Below are 15,201 nucleotides of genomic sequence, written 5' to 3'. Positions count from 1 at the left end.
TAGGAATTGTTGATTATGACAATTAAAGAAGCACAAGACGAACTTATCGAGGATTTTGAATTGTTTGATGATTGGGAAAGTAAATACGAGTATATTATTGATCTCGGAAAACAATTCCCTCCTTTGGAAGAGCAATTCAAAACCGAAGAAAATATTATTAAAGGCTGCCAGTCCAGAGTATGGCTGAATGCGTACATGGATGGGGAGCTTTTGAAATTTGAGGCAGACAGTGATGCAATTATTGTAAGAGGATTAGTGAGTATGCTTGTAAAAGTTTTGTCAGGGCATACACCCGAGGAAATTGCAAGTGCCGATCTTTATTTTATGGAAAGAATCGGTTTGCACCAGCATTTGGCACAAACCAGATCGAATGGATTAGCCTCAATGCTGAAACAGATGAGAACTTACGGCATCGCTTATCAGGCTGCTGAGTAAAAAAATAGTGTAAAGTGAAAACTAAGATTCTTCACTTGATGTTATCATAACTAAAAAAGAAATGACTGAATCAGAATTACGTGAAGAAGTTGTCAGAGCGATTAAAACAGTTTATGATCCGGAGATTCCGGTTGACGTTTACGAGCTTGGCCTGATATATGATTTGAAAATATTTCCGGTAAACAATGTGTTTGTTTCCATGACATTAACTTCGCCTTCTTGCCCGTCTGCGGGTACGTTGCCAGGAGAGGTTGAGCAAAAAATCAGAGAGGTGGAAGGCGTAAATGATGTAAGTATCGAGCTTACTTTTGATCCTCCTTATACAACAGAAATGATGTCTGAAGAAGCAAAGCTTGAACTTGGATTTATGTGATTGAGGAGGTCGGCTTTCAGCTATCGGCAATCAAAACCTAAGATAATAATAATTTGTACAGTCAGAAGCGCACTGCTAATGACGACTAGATAATCAAATTTTAACTTTAAACTTTAAGAAAATATGTATCCTCCACAATTAGTAGCGCCTATGAAGGCGGAGTTGACTAATGTCGGTTTTCAGGATTTGACAAGTGCGGAAGAAGTGGATAACTTCATGCAGAACATGAAAGGTACTGCTTTGGTAGTGATCAATTCAGTGTGCGGTTGTGCGGCTGGTGCAGCACGTCCGGGTGTTAGAGCTTCTTTGGATCGCAGCGAAGTGAAGCCAGATCAATTGGCAACTGTGTTTGCTGGTTTCGATATCGAAGCAGTTTCAAAAATGCGTGAATATACCTTGCCATATCCTCCGTCTTCTCCTGCGGTTGCGCTTTTCAAAGATGGCGAGTTGATCCATTTTGTAGAACGTCACCACATTGAAGGTCGTTCGGCTGAAATGATCGCACAACATTTACAAATGGCTTATGAAGAATTCTGCGCGGAAGAAGCGTAAGTCAATTCTTTGTTAATATTTTAAGCGGCTACTTTCAAAATAAATCGAAGGTAGCCGTCTGTTTTTTAAAGATTTATTTCCAGATCTGATTTTTTATGCGAGGACATCGTTTCACCAAATTTATACCAGCAGAACAAACCGGAAATAGCAAGTTTGATCAGCTTTTTGATATTTTTCAGCAATTACTGCTGATGACGTCAGGTGATGTAAGCGAGGCTATGTCCTGGCTGAGCGAGCTCGACAGGCAGTATAACCTCACGAATGATTCCTATGGGATCGGCGATTTCTTCGATGATTTGAAGAAAAAAGGATACATAACGGAGGAAAAGCGCGAGGGGGAGAATAAGTTGATCATGACGCCGAAAGCGGAAAAAAGCATTAGAAAAAGTGCTTTGGACGAGATTTTTGGTAAATTGAAAAGATCGAAATCAGGAGGTAATCATCATACGCCTTACATGGGAACGGGTGATGAGTTGAGCAGTGATATCCGCCAGTTTCAGTTTGGTGACACGCTGGACCAGATTGCTATGACCGAATCAATCAAGAATGCTCAGGTCAATCATGGAATCGGCGACTTTATGCTGATGGAAAACGATCTTGAAGTAGTTGAGCGTGAGCAGAAAACGACGACGGCGACGGTAGTTATGATTGATATCAGCCATTCCATGATTCTTTACGGAGAAGACAGGATTACTCCGGCGAAGAAAGTAGCATTGGCTCTTGCCGAATTGATCCGGTCAAAGTATCCCAAAGATTCCCTTGACATCATTGTTTTTGGAAATGACGCCTGGCAGATTCAACTGAAAGATCTTCCCTATCTTGAGGTGGGGCCTTATCATACAAATACAGTTGCCGGACTCGAACTTGCAATGGATATCTTACGCCGTAAGAAAACCCGGAACAAGCAAATATTTATGATCACTGACGGTAAGCCAACTTGCTTGAAGGAAGGGATTAAATATTACAAGAACAGTTTCGGGCTTGATCGAAAGATCATCAGTAAAACGCTGACACTGGCTGCGCAGTGCCGCCGTCTGGAAATTCCGGTGACAACGTTTATGATTGCAACAGATCCTTATTTAAAGCAGTTTGTCCAGAACTTTACAAAGGTGAATAACGGACGTGCGTATTACAGCAACCTTCAGGGCCTGGGCGGGTTTGTGTTGGAAGATTTTCAGCGTAACCGTAGGAAGAATATGAAATAACCGGCTATTAACCGGTTATTTTTTTATTTTTTACCCACTGAAATCATATTGGCAAAAAGTCGGTAGGCGCCTGTCACACCTGCCGGAAGTTCACGGAAAAATGAAAGACCTGTGTAGATATAGTGGCCTTTTCCATATTGGGCATAAAGCACGCTTCCTTCTTTCAAACTTTCATCAGTGTCGTTACTCGAAAAGATTGCCTCATACTTCGTTTTATCCCAATCCGCTGCGAAATACAAACCCCGTTCCTGAATCCAGCCATTAAAGTCCTTTTGGGTAATCTTGTTTGGATAATTCAATAGCTGGTGATCCGGCTTTAAAAATCGCATTTCTGCATCTTCTTCTGCAACTCTTTCTGCGCTTAACTGAATCGGATATGGGCCAATCTGCTTCACTAACAAACGCGCAGGAATCGTATACTGAACGACCATTGTTCCGCCATTTTTAACATAATCCATTAATTTTTCCTGATAATAGGCTAGCCGGTTCTCTGTGTTATAAGCACGAATGCCGACAATAATTGCTTCATATTCGCTAAGATCTTTCGAAAGTGCAGACTCGCTCAACATGGTTACCGTACAGCCCATTTGTCGAAGTGCCATCGGGACATCGTCGCCTGCGCCTGCGATGTAGCCAATTTTTGAAACTGTCGTTTTTACATCCAGTTTGGCAAGTTTAGACTCTGCTGGTGGAAATAACGTCTGACTTGGGATATGGCGATAGTTGATTGTGCGGATCGATTTATCATATGTTCTTCCATCAACAACAGCAACGGATTTAATGACAGCCTCTTCATTTTTGGCTGGCGGTGTTATCGTAAAAGAGAAATTTTGTTCCTGGTATTTTTCGGTAAGATCAAATTCAGCTTTCGCGGGTTGGGACTTCCACCCTTTGGGCAAGTCAAGTTTAACTTCACCTTTCACATGCGGTTTTTGCGCCTCCACCATAACGGTCAGCATCTTGGGAGCAGTGTTTGCGAAGATGAAAACAGGCTCGTTAATGTTGGTTGTTACGGCAGGACGGATTTCAAAGGGACGGTAAATTTCACCAATAGCCGGATCAGTAAATTTGTAAATCCATGACCTGGTGTAACTGAATTTTTGTCCATCGATCTCAAAAACAAAGTCTGTCTTTGTCTCCGGTCTGTTTTCCGGATACCCAATATCCTGCTGATCGTCAATTTGGAAAATTCCTTTATCGATTGGCTTTTCCAACCAATATGGCTGTGTCGTCTGCAATGATTCCGGCAAATGAGCTTTTATCGAAAATGTATTCATTTCATTGGAACCCAAGGCCAGATTAAGAGCACTGTCTGATTTAATTCCGGTCCAGCGTAAAGAAGTCAGCTTAACGGGATAGGGAGAACGTTTCACAACGGTGATTTTTATATCTGCCAAATCGCCGGCGACAGCAGAGAATTCATTTGGATTTGTTTCGAAAAATAAACCGACACATTGCGCCAGTAAATCGCAGATTTCCTGTTTTTTCGCTTTTACATAAATATTTGCGGTGTCCAGTTTATTCAGTTCAGCATTGATTTTGAGCAAGGAAGGAACAGAAGCCGAGGGATTGGCGATTTCATAATTCTTGATAGCCTCCGTCACCAAAGACTGCACTTTCTGGCTTCCCGAAACGCGGTTCCACGTAATATCAACATCATCGAAAAGCGTTTTTTTGGCAGGCGTTCCTTCCTTATGAAGAAAATAATCAATTCTTTCCCCGCGAACTGGCGAGCTTCCAAATCCCTGACTTTTATGCTGACTACGGCTTTCTGCGGCAATCTCCGTATAAGATTTGCCAAGAATTGGATTATAACCTCCGATTTCAGTAGAAATAAACGGATTCTTTTCGCCCTCGGGTTTTTTGTTAGTGAAACCTGGCGTAAATGTATTCCAGACCAAACGTTTTGCCTGCCATGTTTTTACATATTTAAGTTGGTCGGGATATGCTTTTGCGTCAGCGGCAAGCTTGACGGCCTCTTCAGCAAGATAGGCAGATGTTTGATGATGACCATGCCCCGCTCTCGGATCCGGTGGAAAACGGGTAATAATCACATCCGGCTGAAACTTACGGATCATCCAGACAACGTCTCCCAATACCTTATCCTGATCCCAGAAATTCAATGTTTCCTTACGTGTTTTCGAAAAACCAAAGTCATAGGCCCGTGAGAAGAATTGTTGAGCGCCGTCAATTTTCCGGGCTCCTAACAATTCCTGCGTCCGAATGACACCAATATTATAACCCTGCTCAGCTCCGATGAGATTCTGTCCGCCGTCACCACGAGTTAAAGAGAGATACCCTGTGCGAACCAGTTGATCTTTCGACATATACGAAAGCATCAACGTGTTTTCATCATCCGGGTGCGCGGCGATATGTAATACTGAGCCAAGAACATTTAATTTTTTTATACCCTGATAAATTTCACTGGAAGAAAGTGCCGGAACCTGAGCATGAATTTGGTAGGAGACAAACAGAAATAGGAGGAACGTAAATTTTTTCATACAGAAATGTCAAATGGGCCTGGTGTTTAGGGGCAAAAAAATAAATAAACCGAATACACAATGTTTCTTTCTACAATGTACGTGTAAGCACGTAATCTTCAAAGACTTCATAATGAATCGACAGGATTTCCTGGTTTTCGTTGCGGATGATCACTTCAATCTCTCCATCTGTTTGTGCGTCAAATGAATTGCAAAAAATCTGGTTTCTAATATCCAGCTCGTATGAAGAGACATATTTGAACACCGATTCTTTGCAAGACCACAAAATATTTAATGTGATAAAGTCTGTCTTATCAACCCATAACTGCTCCTGATTGTTCAGAAAATAATCAATTCCTTTTGCGATATCCGGTTTTATTTTTTGAATATCAACGCCTACCGGTTTTTCTTTATTCAGGTAAACTGCTGAATAATTCTCGGAATGTGAAATCGATATGTGATATTCTCCGGTTTCAAGGATCGGTTTTCCATGTTTGTTGTAGCGAATTTCCGATGGGGCAGGCAGGATTGTCCTGGCAAGGCATCGCGCAGACAGCCATTCTTTTTTTCGTCTATCACTGACTTTTTTTGACAAAATTTCCTTTTCCGTCGCCGAAAGATTTGCTGTTGAAAGCAGCTCCTGCAAAGATTCCGAGATTTCCCAAAGCCCCAGAAATGCATCACCAGACAATATCTTTTTATATACCAAGCCCATTTAATTTGTAATTTTGCGCGTTAATTAATTGGAGGAAGACGAAATGTCGTCATTATTTGCCTCTGAAATTATCATTCCCAGCGAAATATGTGGCCTAAAAATAGATTAGCGCGTACCATTCTCAAATTTCTCAGTATTACATTTCTGGTCGTTGGGCTAGCCTTTGGATTGTTTATCTGGCTGGTGAAATTGCCTACACCCGAAGTTAACAGTACAAAAACGCCACAAAGTTACAAACGTATCAAGCTTGGTCCTGATTCTTATAAGGTGGATAATTGCTGGCTCAGAAAAAATAAAAACGGTATTTGGGAAATGTACCTCGAAGGCGCGCCTTATGAACGAGGACTGATCTACGGCGTTCTGGCCAAAGAACTGATGGAAAAACAGGAAGTCCATTTCGTCGCACAAATTAAGGAAATCATTCCCAATTCGTTTTTTCTTCAAGTATTGAAAGGGTTCGTGGCCTGGTTTAACAAAGATATTTACAAATATATCCAGGACGAAAACTTGCAGGAAATCTACGGTGTCTCCCAGTCGTTTTCTGATCAGTTCAATTATATCGGGCCAAAATATTACAGGATTCTAAATTATCATGCGGCCCACGATATAGGTCACGCGCTGACTGACCTGAATATGGTTGGATGCACGTCATTCGCGGTAAATAATTCTCTCTCAAAAGACTCAACTTTGTTGATCGGAAGAAATTTTGACTTTTATATGGGCGATGCTTTTGCGGAAGATAAGCTTATCGTTTTTATCAATCCGGATAAAGGCTACAAATTTGCCTCCTATGCCTGGGCCGGGCTTACCGGTGTGGTTTCCGGGATCAACGAAAAAGGTATTACTGTTACGCTGAATGCTTCAAAATCCGATATTCCCTATGGCGCAAAAGAACCGATTTCTTTGTTGGCACGGGAAATTTTACAGTATGCCGCAACCATTGATGAAGCAAACGCGATTGCAAAAAAAAGAGATACGTTTGTTTCCGAATCGCTTTTGATCGGTTCTGCTCAGGATAATAAGGCCGTTATTATTGAGAAATCGCCCAAAAAAATGGATGTGTATTCGTCCGGGAAGGATTATCTGGTCTGTGCTAATCATTATCAGGGATCTGCTTTTATCAAAGACTCGGTCAATATCAAAAATCTGGACGAAACAGATTCGAAAGCGCGTTTTGAACGGATGAATCAATTGATGACCCGAAATTATCCTATGGATGTTAACAAAGCGGCAGAAATTTTGCGTGATAAAAAAGGTTTGAATGACACCTTTATTGGCTACGGAAATTCCCGGTCGCTGAACCAGCTGATTGCACATCACGGTGTTATTTTCAAACCTGCTGAGCGAAAAGTATGGGTATCGACGCCGCCTTACCAGCTTGGAAAATTTATTTGTTATGACCTGAATGACGTCTTTTCCCATAAGGAAACTTTTCATGCGATTGATTCGCTGGCGATAAAAGCGGATACTTTTTTGCTATCAGGGGATTACAAAAAATTCGAAGCTTTTAAGGCTACCAAACAGAAAATCCATAAGTATGTCATGTTAGGAATTCCATATAAACTTACGCCGGCGGACGAGTTTGCGATGGTTACTAATAATCCTGAGAGTTATGTGACCTATCTGACTTTGGGAGATTATTATGAGAAACAAAAAAACTATGACAAGGCGATCGGGTATTATCAGGAATCATTGCAGCATGTAGTTGCTTCCAAGAGCGAGATAAAAACTATAAAAGCCAAAATCGAGGCTTGTAAAAAGGAAAAATCCTGATCTGATTTTTTTGCAAAGAAATGGATCTATTAGAAAATTACCTCAATATGACAAAGGAAATTTTAGCATCACAAAGTAAAAAGCTTGAAGAAATTCTTGATTACCTAAGTACAAACTCTTCCTACTATAAGCGGGTTTTTGAAGAAAATAGAATTGATATTAAAGAAATAAAATCGCCAGATGATCTGTCGGTAATTCCTTTTACGACAAAAGATGATCTGGCACTCTACAATGATGATTTCCTTTGCGTGCCAAAAAATAAAATCGCGGACTTCGTCACAACCTCAGGAACATTAAGTGATCCGGTCGCTTTTTATCTTACGGATAAAGATGTGGAACGGCTTGCTAATAATGAAGCGGAAGCTTTTCGTTGTGCAAATGGTACCGAAGATGATATTTATCAATTAATGACGACCATTGACCGGCGTTTCATGGCGGGGCTCGCTTATTGGATGGGGGCCAGAAAAATGGGTGCTGGGATGATTCGGGTCGGGCCAGGAGCGCCGTTTTTGCAATGGGAGTCAATTCAGCGATTTTCGCCAACTGTTCTCATCGCGATTCCCTCATTTATCCCGAGATTGATCGAATACGCAGAAGCAAACGGAATTGACTATAAAGCATCGTCTGTGAAGTCTATTCTGTGCATTGGAGAACCGATCCGGAATCCGGATTTTACCTACAATGAGCTGGGGAAAAGAATCACGTCGCAATGGGATGTGAAGTTGTTTTCAACCTATGCCTCCACGGAAATGGGCGCTGCTTTTACCGAGTGTCAGGAAGGAAAAGGCGGACACTTAAATCCCGATTTGCTTATTTTGGAAGTCGTTGACGAAACCGGAAATGTGGTTGGCCAGGGAGAAATGGGCGAAGTAGTAGTGACGACGCTGGGTGTTGAAGGGATGCCTTTGCTGCGTTACAAGACGGGGGACCTCTGCCATGTTTACTATGAACCTTGTGCGTGTGGAAGATTCTCGACCAGACTCGGTCCTGTCGTCGGGCGGAAGCAGCAGATGATAAAATTCAAGGGAACGACCATTTTCCCTCCGGCACTTTTCGATGTACTGGATATGGTTCCTGAAATCGAATTGTACCAGGTCGTAGTATCAAAAAACGAGTTCGGAAATGATGAAATCTCAATACTGCTGACGATGAATCTGGAAACCGCATTGTTTAAAGAAAAGCTTCATTCGCTGTTTAAGTCACGTTTGCGCGTTACGCCGGCACTTCAGTTCATCACCGCTCAAGAACTAAACCACCGAATATTCAAACAGGAAAAAAGAAAACCTGAAAAGTTGATATATCTTTGATCCTTAGTCAAAATCATATATCTATAGCATGAAAAATTTAAAATTTGCCACATTAGTATCAGGTTTGTTTCTGGCCTTTCAGGTCAGTTTTGCTCAGAGAATTGACCTGAGATCAGGAGACGTCGCTGTTCTGGAAGGACAGAAAGTCCTTAATGTTCAATATGATTATTCCGATTTTGGAGTAGGGAAATTCGCCACTGAAAAAGAGTATCTCGATAAGAAATCTGCCGAGTATAATGCGAAGGAAGCAGGAAAAGGAGACGAATGGAAGAAGGCTTGGGTAGCCGATCGCAAAAATCGTTATGAGCCAAAGTTTGAAGAATTATTCAACAAAGGATTGGAGGAAAAAGGATTAAAGGCAATTCAGGGGAGCCAGGATGCAAAATATACGTTAATCATAAAAACCGTTTTTCTTGAACCAGGATTTAATGTTGGCGTAATGCGTAAAAATGCGTACCTGAACTACAAAGTTGATCTTATAGAAACTTCAGGTAAGTCAACGGTGGCAGAAATGGTTTTGAACAATGTTCCGGGCGGACAATTTATGGGTATGGATTATGACGCAGGAACCAGGATTGCTGAATCTTATGCGAAAGCGGGTAAAATACTGGCGGCTTATGTTGACAAAAAACTTAAATTATTGCATTATTATCTATTTTGAAAGATTTCCAACTCATCTAAATTCTATCTTCATGAAAAAGTTTCTACTCTTTTTAGCTGTGTTATTTGTCGCAGGACAGGTTTCTGCGCAAAATACGATGTCAGATCTTTATAGTGGAAAAGCAAAGCTTACTTTTCTGGGTCTTGACTTCACGCAGGCCAAATATATCGGCCGAGCCGGATTTACAGATCCTGTTGCAATCAAAAATCAGCATATGGTAAGCTGGAATAATCTGATCGAATTTGAACCTAAAAAGTTCTCACTGCAAGATGCGTTTAAATTAAAGCCGGACCAATATCAGTCCAAAGTCGCGGATATGATTAAGCTGAATGAATCCGCGGACGTTAAAGACAATATCACTGAGGAGGCTTATACTATCACCGAAGATCAGGTTAAGAAATCAGTTTCGAAGTATTCGTTAAGTGAAAAGGATGGCATCGGACTTGTTTACGTAGTTGAAAGTCTGAATAAAAATGCTGAAAAAATGTACGCATGGGTTACCTTTATAGATCTGAAAACGAAAAAAGTTCTTTACACAGAAAAACTGGAAGGTTCAGCGGCAGGTTTTGGATTCCGCAATTATTGGGCAGGTGCGGTGTATAAAATCAATAAATCCATCGATTCAAAATATTACAAGCAGTGGAGCAAGTCTGCTAAATAATACTTGATGAAGAAGAATTTTCTTCGTTCATTTAAATCGTTGACTAAATAATGGAAGCTGTGCAAGATCCCTTTTATCAGGACTTTGCGCAGCTTCCTCCTTAAATAATAATCCCGGCTTTGAGACGAAACTGTATCTTATCAATCTTGATTTTATTCCTGTTTTCAGGATGTTCGAAGATATATTACCGGTCTGCTGCGAAAGCATTTCACGAGGGATTGAAAGGCCAGCCATACGATGCCATAATTGTGCCGGGCTTTCCCTATAAAGACGGGGAATGGGATATGGTTCACAAGATGAGAATCCACTGGGCAAAATATTTATATAGCAGGGGTTATACGAAAAATGTGATTTTTTCTGGCTCGGCTGTGGCGACGCCTTATGTAGAAAGCAAGCTGATGGCACTTTATGGAGAGGCATTGGGTATTCCGAAAGAACATATTTTTACCGAGCAGAAGGCGGAGCACAGCGTTGAGAACGTTTATTATTCTTACCGGATGGCCAAGGACATGGGTTTTACTAAAATTGCCCTGGCATCTGACCCTTTTCAAAGCAGTTATATGGGAAAGTTTATCAGGAAGTTTGAATTACCCGTTGCGCTTTTGCCAACGGTAATTGATACGCTGAAGGTGCTAAATTTATACGAACCAACGATAAATCCTGAATCTGCATTAAAAAAAGATTTTGTAAAATTGTCGGACAGAGAGAATTTGTACCAGCGTTTGAAAGGGACAATGGGCAAATATATTATCTGGCATGAGGAAGATTTAAAAAAGAAAAAATATAGAAGACGATTCAAAGATAGAATGGTGCCGAAGTCAGCATCTAAGTAAGGAACCTTAATCAGCACAATGAAAAAAGAAATTTCGGCAATTGATGCCAAGTATGAAGCACAAAAAATAGCATTTGGACCGATGTATTTTCAGTCGGTAATCGCGCTAAGAGATCTGGGGATTCTGGAATTTATTAATAATAACAGGAAAGGTGTGTCAATTTCCACAATTATTGAAAAACTGGATGTCTCTGAATATGGCGTCGAGTTATTAATTGAAGCTGCCGAAATTCTTGGAGTTGTCGAGTGTTTTGGAGATGGCATGGTAAAAATTACCAAAGTTGGCTTCTTCCTTTTGAAGGATGAAATGACAAAAGTGAATGTCAATTTCATGAATGATGTCTGTTATTTAGGTGCCAAGGCCATGACTGACAGTATCAGAAATGGGAAACCGGAAGGGTTGAAGGTCCTTGGCGACTGGCCGACGATTTACGAAGGATTGTCCATCTTACCGGAACCGGCAAAGAAATCATGGTTTGATTTTGATCATTACTATTCGGACGGCGCTTTCCCGTCGGCCCTGAAAATTGTATTTAGTAAAAAGACGGGTACAATTTTTGATATAGGAGGGAATACGGGAAAATGGTCGTTTGCTTGCTGTGCATATGATCCAGATGTTAAAATTAAGATACTGGATTTGCCTGTTCAGTTGAATGTGGCCAAGCAAAATGCAGCGGAAAAAGGGCTGACAGACCGGATTGAATTCTATCCGATCAACTTGCTCGATACGGAACAAAAAATTCCGCAGGGAGCAGACGTGATCTGGATGAGCCAGTTTTTGGACTGCTTTTCAAAAGAAGAAATTGTTTGTATCTTGAAGAACGCTTATCAGGCTGCTTCGGCTGAAACAAGGCTGTTCATTCTGGAGCCGTTTTTTAACAATCAGAACTATCCTGCGGCACATTTCAGTTTAGTAGCTACCTCGTTATATTTTACGATTATGGCTAACGGGAACAGTAAAATGTACAGCATTGATGTAATGAAGTCTTTGGTAGACGAGGCGGGTTTCGAAGTCATTGAAACCTATCCGTTGATCGGGGACAGTTACCATACAATTTTAGAATGCAGAAAAAAGGCGTAACCAAATTTATTGGATCAGGCACTTTTAACGGTGTTTTTAAGAAAAATGTCATGTTATGAAACCAGTCAAGTTTTTTGGCTTTATCTTTATTATTCTTTTTTCGTCTTTTGTAAATATCGCCGTTGATAAAAGCGAGTTTTATAAAGCGTTTTCGGGAAGGACCGAAGTCGAGATTGATGAAATGATAATGCTGTTGGAAAAGGAAAAATCTTCATCAGCCACGCTGGCGTATCAGGGTGCACTTTATATGAAGAAAGCCAGCTTTGTAAAAGGGGTAAATGGAAAAGTTAAGACGTTTAAAAAAGGTGCGCATTTACTGGAAGATGAAATTTCAAAAAAACCTTCCAATACGGAGTACCGTTTTTTAAGACTGGCGGTTCAGGAACATGCACCTAAGGTATTGAAATATAATAAAAATCTTGATGCTGATAAAAAAGCTGTTGTCGAAGGTTACAAAAGTCTTGATCCCGAATTAAAGAAAATAGTTAAAAATTACGCATCAGGTTCGGAAATACTTAAAGTGGATGACTTACAATAGCTGCATCTGAGTACTGAAAATTTGAATAAATAGTTGAATGAAAAAGGTGCTTGTAATTAATTATTCGCAGTCAGGGCAATTAAATGAGATCATTGACAATTTTTTGTTGCCATTTAATTCTGCTGAGATAGAGAGAAAACAGATTGAAACGGTTAAACCAATCCGGTTTCCCTGGAAAAGCGAAGTGTTTTACGATACCATGCCCGAATGTGTAAACGAAGAAGCAATAGCATTGCAGCCTATTACATACGCATCTGAAAAATATGATCTGATTGTGCTGGGCTATCAGCCTTGGTTTTTATCTCCCTCACTACCTGTGACGTCACTTTTGCAGGATTCTATATTCCAGCAGAAGATGAAAGACACACCAATCGTGACTGTCATTGGAGGAAGGAATATGTGGCTCAATTCGCAGGAAAGTGTTAAGGCTTATATAAAAAAGGCAGGTGGAATTCTGGTCGGGAATGTGCCGCTTATGGACCGCGAGCCGAATCTGATCAGTGTTTTGACAATCTTCCACTGGATGCTTTCCGGTAAGAAGGAAAGAAAATGGAATTTGCTTCCGCTGCCTGGTGTAAGCCAGGAGGATATATTAAGTGCCGACAAGTTCGGAGCGATCGTGCATACTGCGATGGTGAATAATGATTTCCAGGGATTACAAAAGAAAATCCTCTCTCTGGGATTAATCGATATCCCGACCGACATTTGGTTTATCGAAATGAGGGGGAAAAAGATTTTCAGGATATGGGCGGGACTGATCAAGAGAAAAGGAACAACACCGGAAAAAAGGAAGTTTCTGGTTAACCTGTTTAAATATTATCTGTTGATTGCTTTGTTTGTGGCATCACCGATTATATTGTCCGTTTACTTTATTCTGATTGCGCCGTTCAGTCAGAAATCCATCAAGAAGTCGAAAGAATATTACTATGATGTGAGCTGAAAATAATCAGTATAAGGCGATTAAAAGCTGCATCAACTTTTTAAATAATCAATATTTTATTGCAATGTCAGAAGCGTTTATTACCAGGGTATCAAAGTTCGTGCCCAACCAGGCGGTTGCCAATGAAGAAATGGAAGAATATCTGGGGTTCATCAACGGGAAATCATCCAAATCAAAGGCGATTGTTCTTAGAAATAATAAAATTAAGAGCCGTTATTACGCATATACCAAGGAGGGTGTTCCCACACACACAAACGCTGAAATGGCCTCTCAGGCGGTTAGGCAGTTGTTTCCCGGAAACCCGGATGAGTTGAAAGAAATAGATTTATTAAGTGCGGGAACGTCGAGCCCGGATCAGATCATGCCTTCACATGGCGTGATGATTCATGGATGGCTGCCCGAGACAGGTACTATTGAAGTTGTATCGCCGTCGGGAGTATGCTGTGCCGGAATGCATGCGTTGAAATATGCATATATGTCGGTGAAACTTGAAGACAAGGAGAAAGCCGTAGCCGTTGCTTCTGAGCGTTTCTCGCCCTCGTTACGTGCCGAGCAATTTGAAGAAGAAGTTCAGGAATTGATCCGTTTGGAACAAAATCCGTATGTATCCTTTGATAAGGATTTTTTGCGCTGGATGCTTTCTGATGGTGCTGGTGCTTTTCTGATTGAAGGTAAGCCAAATGAAACCGGAAATTCCTTAAAGATCGAATGGATCGACGGCTGCTCTTTTGCTAATGAGGAAGAAGCTTGTATGTATATGGGTGCTTACAAGCAGGAGGACGGAACGCTGAAAAGTTTCAAGGACTTTACAAACGAGGAGATTTTCAATAAATCGATTTTTAGTATCAAACAGGATGTGAAGCTGTTAAGCGAGAAAATCGTTAAGCTCGGCTTTAACAACCTGAAACAGATATTAGATAAAAAAGGATTTGATATGAATGATGTGGATTATTTTCTGCCCCATATTTCGAGTTACTTTTTTGAAAGCAAAATTGAAGAAGTCCTTCTTGAAAATGGCATCCCTGTTCCAAAAGAAAAGTGGTTTACCAATCTGGCGACTATGGGAAATGTTGGAGCAGCTTCAATTTACATGATGGTTGAGGAAATTTTTAACAGCGGAAAACTTAAAAAAGGGGAGAAAATTTTACTCGCCGTTCCGGAAAGTTCGAGATTTTCCTACATGTTCTGTTTGCTTACTGTTTGTTAATAAAGAATTTTATCATTCAGATTTAATACCCATGTCTAATGAAAAAAGAAGATTTGCCACAGGAACCAGGCGCACTTTCCAGACTTACCAGGGAATTGTGTTATGTGAAAAATGAGGACGGTAAATATGAAACAGCACTAAGCAAAGGCTGGGATATTAAAAAAGAAGCTCTCGACAGTGCATGGGTTGAAGTGAACGACAGGGTAGAAGAGGCGAGAAAAGCTGTCGCCAACGGAGAGAAAAGTCCGGTTTACTATTTTATGGAACTTAATCTTATGGATCTTGCCGTACTTTCAGGTTACACCGGCTTCTTTGTTTTCTTTATCAAAAGGCATTTAAAACCTTCAGTATTTAGTTCTTTGAGTGATAAAAAACTCGAAAAGTATGCGAAGGCATTTGACATAACAGTCGACGAATTGAAAAATTTTAAAGGTTAATTAA

General features: G+C 40.7%; 16 protein-coding genes. 14 read left to right on the top strand and 2 right to left on the bottom strand.

Features of this window, described 5'->3' with window-relative positions:
- Nucleotides 1-15: 15 nt before the first annotated feature.
- From BMY70_RS09500 to BMY70_RS09485, 4 genes are all read left to right on the top strand, one after another.
- On the top strand, nucleotides 16-435 hold the full coding sequence (locus tag BMY70_RS09500) for a SufE family protein (RefSeq protein WP_090334945.1): 420 nt from the start codon (nucleotides 16-18) through the stop codon (nucleotides 433-435).
- 61 nt (nucleotides 436-496) lie between these two features.
- Entirely contained in the window at nucleotides 497-808 is a 312-nt protein-coding gene (locus BMY70_RS09495) for an SUF system Fe-S cluster assembly protein (RefSeq protein WP_090334944.1), read from the top strand.
- Between the two features lie 123 nt (nucleotides 809-931).
- Complete coding sequence (locus tag BMY70_RS09490; protein WP_090334943.1) at nucleotides 932-1,360, top strand: BrxA/BrxB family bacilliredoxin; 429 nt, start codon at nucleotides 932-934, stop codon at nucleotides 1,358-1,360.
- A 95-nt stretch (nucleotides 1,361-1,455) separates the two neighbouring features.
- Nucleotides 1,456-2,565 carry a vWA domain-containing protein gene (locus BMY70_RS09485; RefSeq protein WP_090334942.1) on the top strand — a complete coding sequence of 370 codons (1,110 nt, stop codon included), beginning with the start codon at nucleotides 1,456-1,458 and terminating at the stop codon, nucleotides 2,563-2,565.
- 23 nt (nucleotides 2,566-2,588) lie between these two features.
- On the opposite strand, the gene BMY70_RS09480 is transcribed toward BMY70_RS09485, so the two are convergent.
- Nucleotides 2,589-5,066 carry a PIG-L family deacetylase gene (locus BMY70_RS09480; protein ID WP_090334941.1) on the bottom strand — a complete coding sequence of 826 codons (2,478 nt, stop codon included), beginning with the start codon at nucleotides 5,064-5,066 and terminating at the stop codon, nucleotides 2,589-2,591.
- A gap of 70 nt (nucleotides 5,067-5,136) precedes the next feature.
- Complete coding sequence (locus BMY70_RS09475; RefSeq protein WP_090334940.1) at nucleotides 5,137-5,760, bottom strand: 4'-phosphopantetheinyl transferase family protein; 624 nt, start codon at nucleotides 5,758-5,760, stop codon at nucleotides 5,137-5,139.
- Between the two features lie 87 nt (nucleotides 5,761-5,847).
- Between BMY70_RS09475 and BMY70_RS09470 the strand changes: the two genes are divergently transcribed.
- The 10 genes from BMY70_RS09470 to DarG all read left to right on the top strand — a co-directional run bounded on the left by BMY70_RS09470 (nucleotide 5,848) and on the right by DarG (nucleotide 15,197).
- Complete coding sequence (locus BMY70_RS09470; protein WP_090334939.1) at nucleotides 5,848-7,533, top strand: C45 family autoproteolytic acyltransferase/hydrolase; 1,686 nt, start codon at nucleotides 5,848-5,850, stop codon at nucleotides 7,531-7,533.
- Nucleotides 7,534-7,580: 47 nt separating this feature from the next.
- Nucleotides 7,581-8,840, top strand: a complete 1,260-nt coding sequence (flxY, locus tag BMY70_RS09465; RefSeq protein ID WP_090335477.1) for a flexirubin biosynthesis putative acyl-CoA ligase FlxY — start codon at nucleotides 7,581-7,583, stop codon at nucleotides 8,838-8,840.
- A gap of 28 nt (nucleotides 8,841-8,868) precedes the next feature.
- The gene (locus BMY70_RS09460) at nucleotides 8,869-9,501 is read left to right on the top strand and encodes a hypothetical protein (RefSeq protein WP_090334938.1); all 633 of its coding nucleotides are present in this window, start codon (nucleotides 8,869-8,871) and stop codon (nucleotides 9,499-9,501) included.
- A 31-nt stretch (nucleotides 9,502-9,532) separates the two neighbouring features.
- Nucleotides 9,533-10,162 carry a hypothetical protein gene (locus tag BMY70_RS09455; protein WP_090334937.1) on the top strand — a complete coding sequence of 210 codons (630 nt, stop codon included), beginning with the start codon at nucleotides 9,533-9,535 and terminating at the stop codon, nucleotides 10,160-10,162.
- 146 nt (nucleotides 10,163-10,308) lie between these two features.
- Nucleotides 10,309-10,995 carry a YdcF family protein gene (locus BMY70_RS09450; protein ID WP_229209551.1) on the top strand — a complete coding sequence of 229 codons (687 nt, stop codon included), beginning with the start codon at nucleotides 10,309-10,311 and terminating at the stop codon, nucleotides 10,993-10,995.
- An 18-nt stretch (nucleotides 10,996-11,013) separates the two neighbouring features.
- Nucleotides 11,014-12,075 (top strand): methyltransferase, encoded by a 1,062-nt coding sequence (locus tag BMY70_RS09445; protein ID WP_090334936.1) that lies wholly within the window; start codon nucleotides 11,014-11,016, stop codon nucleotides 12,073-12,075.
- Nucleotides 12,076-12,130: 55 nt separating this feature from the next.
- Nucleotides 12,131-12,613 carry a hypothetical protein gene (locus tag BMY70_RS09440; RefSeq protein ID WP_229209550.1) on the top strand — a complete coding sequence of 161 codons (483 nt, stop codon included), beginning with the start codon at nucleotides 12,131-12,133 and terminating at the stop codon, nucleotides 12,611-12,613.
- A 37-nt stretch (nucleotides 12,614-12,650) separates the two neighbouring features.
- Nucleotides 12,651-13,553 (top strand): hypothetical protein, encoded by a 903-nt coding sequence (locus BMY70_RS09435; RefSeq protein ID WP_090334935.1) that lies wholly within the window; start codon nucleotides 12,651-12,653, stop codon nucleotides 13,551-13,553.
- Nucleotides 13,554-13,617: 64 nt separating this feature from the next.
- Entirely contained in the window at nucleotides 13,618-14,760 is a 1,143-nt protein-coding gene (gene darB / locus BMY70_RS09430; protein WP_090334934.1) for a dialkylresorcinol biosynthesis protein DarB, read from the top strand.
- Between the two features lie 38 nt (nucleotides 14,761-14,798).
- Nucleotides 14,799-15,197: a flexirubin biosynthesis protein DarG gene (gene DarG / locus BMY70_RS09425; RefSeq protein ID WP_090334933.1), complete on the top strand. Its 399-nt coding sequence runs from the start codon at nucleotides 14,799-14,801 to the stop codon at nucleotides 15,195-15,197.
- The last annotated feature ends 4 nt before the right edge of the window (nucleotides 15,198-15,201 follow it).

This window comes from Dyadobacter koreensis, assembly GCF_900108855.1.
Classification (GTDB): Bacteria; Bacteroidota; Bacteroidia; order Cytophagales; family Spirosomataceae; genus Dyadobacter; species Dyadobacter koreensis.
Note: the sequence above shows the minus strand (reverse complement) of the source record. Positions and strands in the feature narration are given on the sequence as shown.

What these genes read in the sequence shown, in the direction of transcription:
- flxY (WP_090335477.1), top strand. Translation starts at nt 7,581, where the DNA reads ATGACAAAGGAAATTTTAGCATCACAAAGTAAAAAGCTTGAAGAAATT.
- BMY70_RS09470 (WP_090334939.1), top strand. Translation starts at nt 5,848, where the DNA reads ATGTGGCCTAAAAATAGATTAGCGCGTACCATTCTCAAATTTCTCAGT.
- BMY70_RS09480 (WP_090334941.1), bottom strand. Translation starts at nt 5,066, where the DNA reads ATGAAAAAATTTACGTTCCTCCTATTTCTGTTTGTCTCCTACCAAATT.
- BMY70_RS09445 (WP_090334936.1), top strand. Translation starts at nt 11,014, where the DNA reads ATGAAAAAAGAAATTTCGGCAATTGATGCCAAGTATGAAGCACAAAAA.
- BMY70_RS09495 (WP_090334944.1), top strand. Translation starts at nt 497, where the DNA reads ATGACTGAATCAGAATTACGTGAAGAAGTTGTCAGAGCGATTAAAACA.
- DarG (WP_090334933.1), top strand. Translation starts at nt 14,799, where the DNA reads ATGAAAAAAGAAGATTTGCCACAGGAACCAGGCGCACTTTCCAGACTT.
- BMY70_RS09490 (WP_090334943.1), top strand. Translation starts at nt 932, where the DNA reads ATGTATCCTCCACAATTAGTAGCGCCTATGAAGGCGGAGTTGACTAAT.
- BMY70_RS09485 (WP_090334942.1), top strand. Translation starts at nt 1,456, where the DNA reads ATGCGAGGACATCGTTTCACCAAATTTATACCAGCAGAACAAACCGGA.
- BMY70_RS09455 (WP_090334937.1), top strand. Translation starts at nt 9,533, where the DNA reads ATGAAAAAGTTTCTACTCTTTTTAGCTGTGTTATTTGTCGCAGGACAG.
- BMY70_RS09435 (WP_090334935.1), top strand. Translation starts at nt 12,651, where the DNA reads ATGAAAAAGGTGCTTGTAATTAATTATTCGCAGTCAGGGCAATTAAAT.
- darB (WP_090334934.1), top strand. Translation starts at nt 13,618, where the DNA reads ATGTCAGAAGCGTTTATTACCAGGGTATCAAAGTTCGTGCCCAACCAG.
- BMY70_RS09460 (WP_090334938.1), top strand. Translation starts at nt 8,869, where the DNA reads ATGAAAAATTTAAAATTTGCCACATTAGTATCAGGTTTGTTTCTGGCC.
- BMY70_RS09500 (WP_090334945.1), top strand. Translation starts at nt 16, where the DNA reads ATGACAATTAAAGAAGCACAAGACGAACTTATCGAGGATTTTGAATTG.
- BMY70_RS09475 (WP_090334940.1), bottom strand. Translation starts at nt 5,760, where the DNA reads ATGGGCTTGGTATATAAAAAGATATTGTCTGGTGATGCATTTCTGGGG.
- BMY70_RS09440 (WP_229209550.1), top strand. Translation starts at nt 12,131, where the DNA reads ATGAAACCAGTCAAGTTTTTTGGCTTTATCTTTATTATTCTTTTTTCG.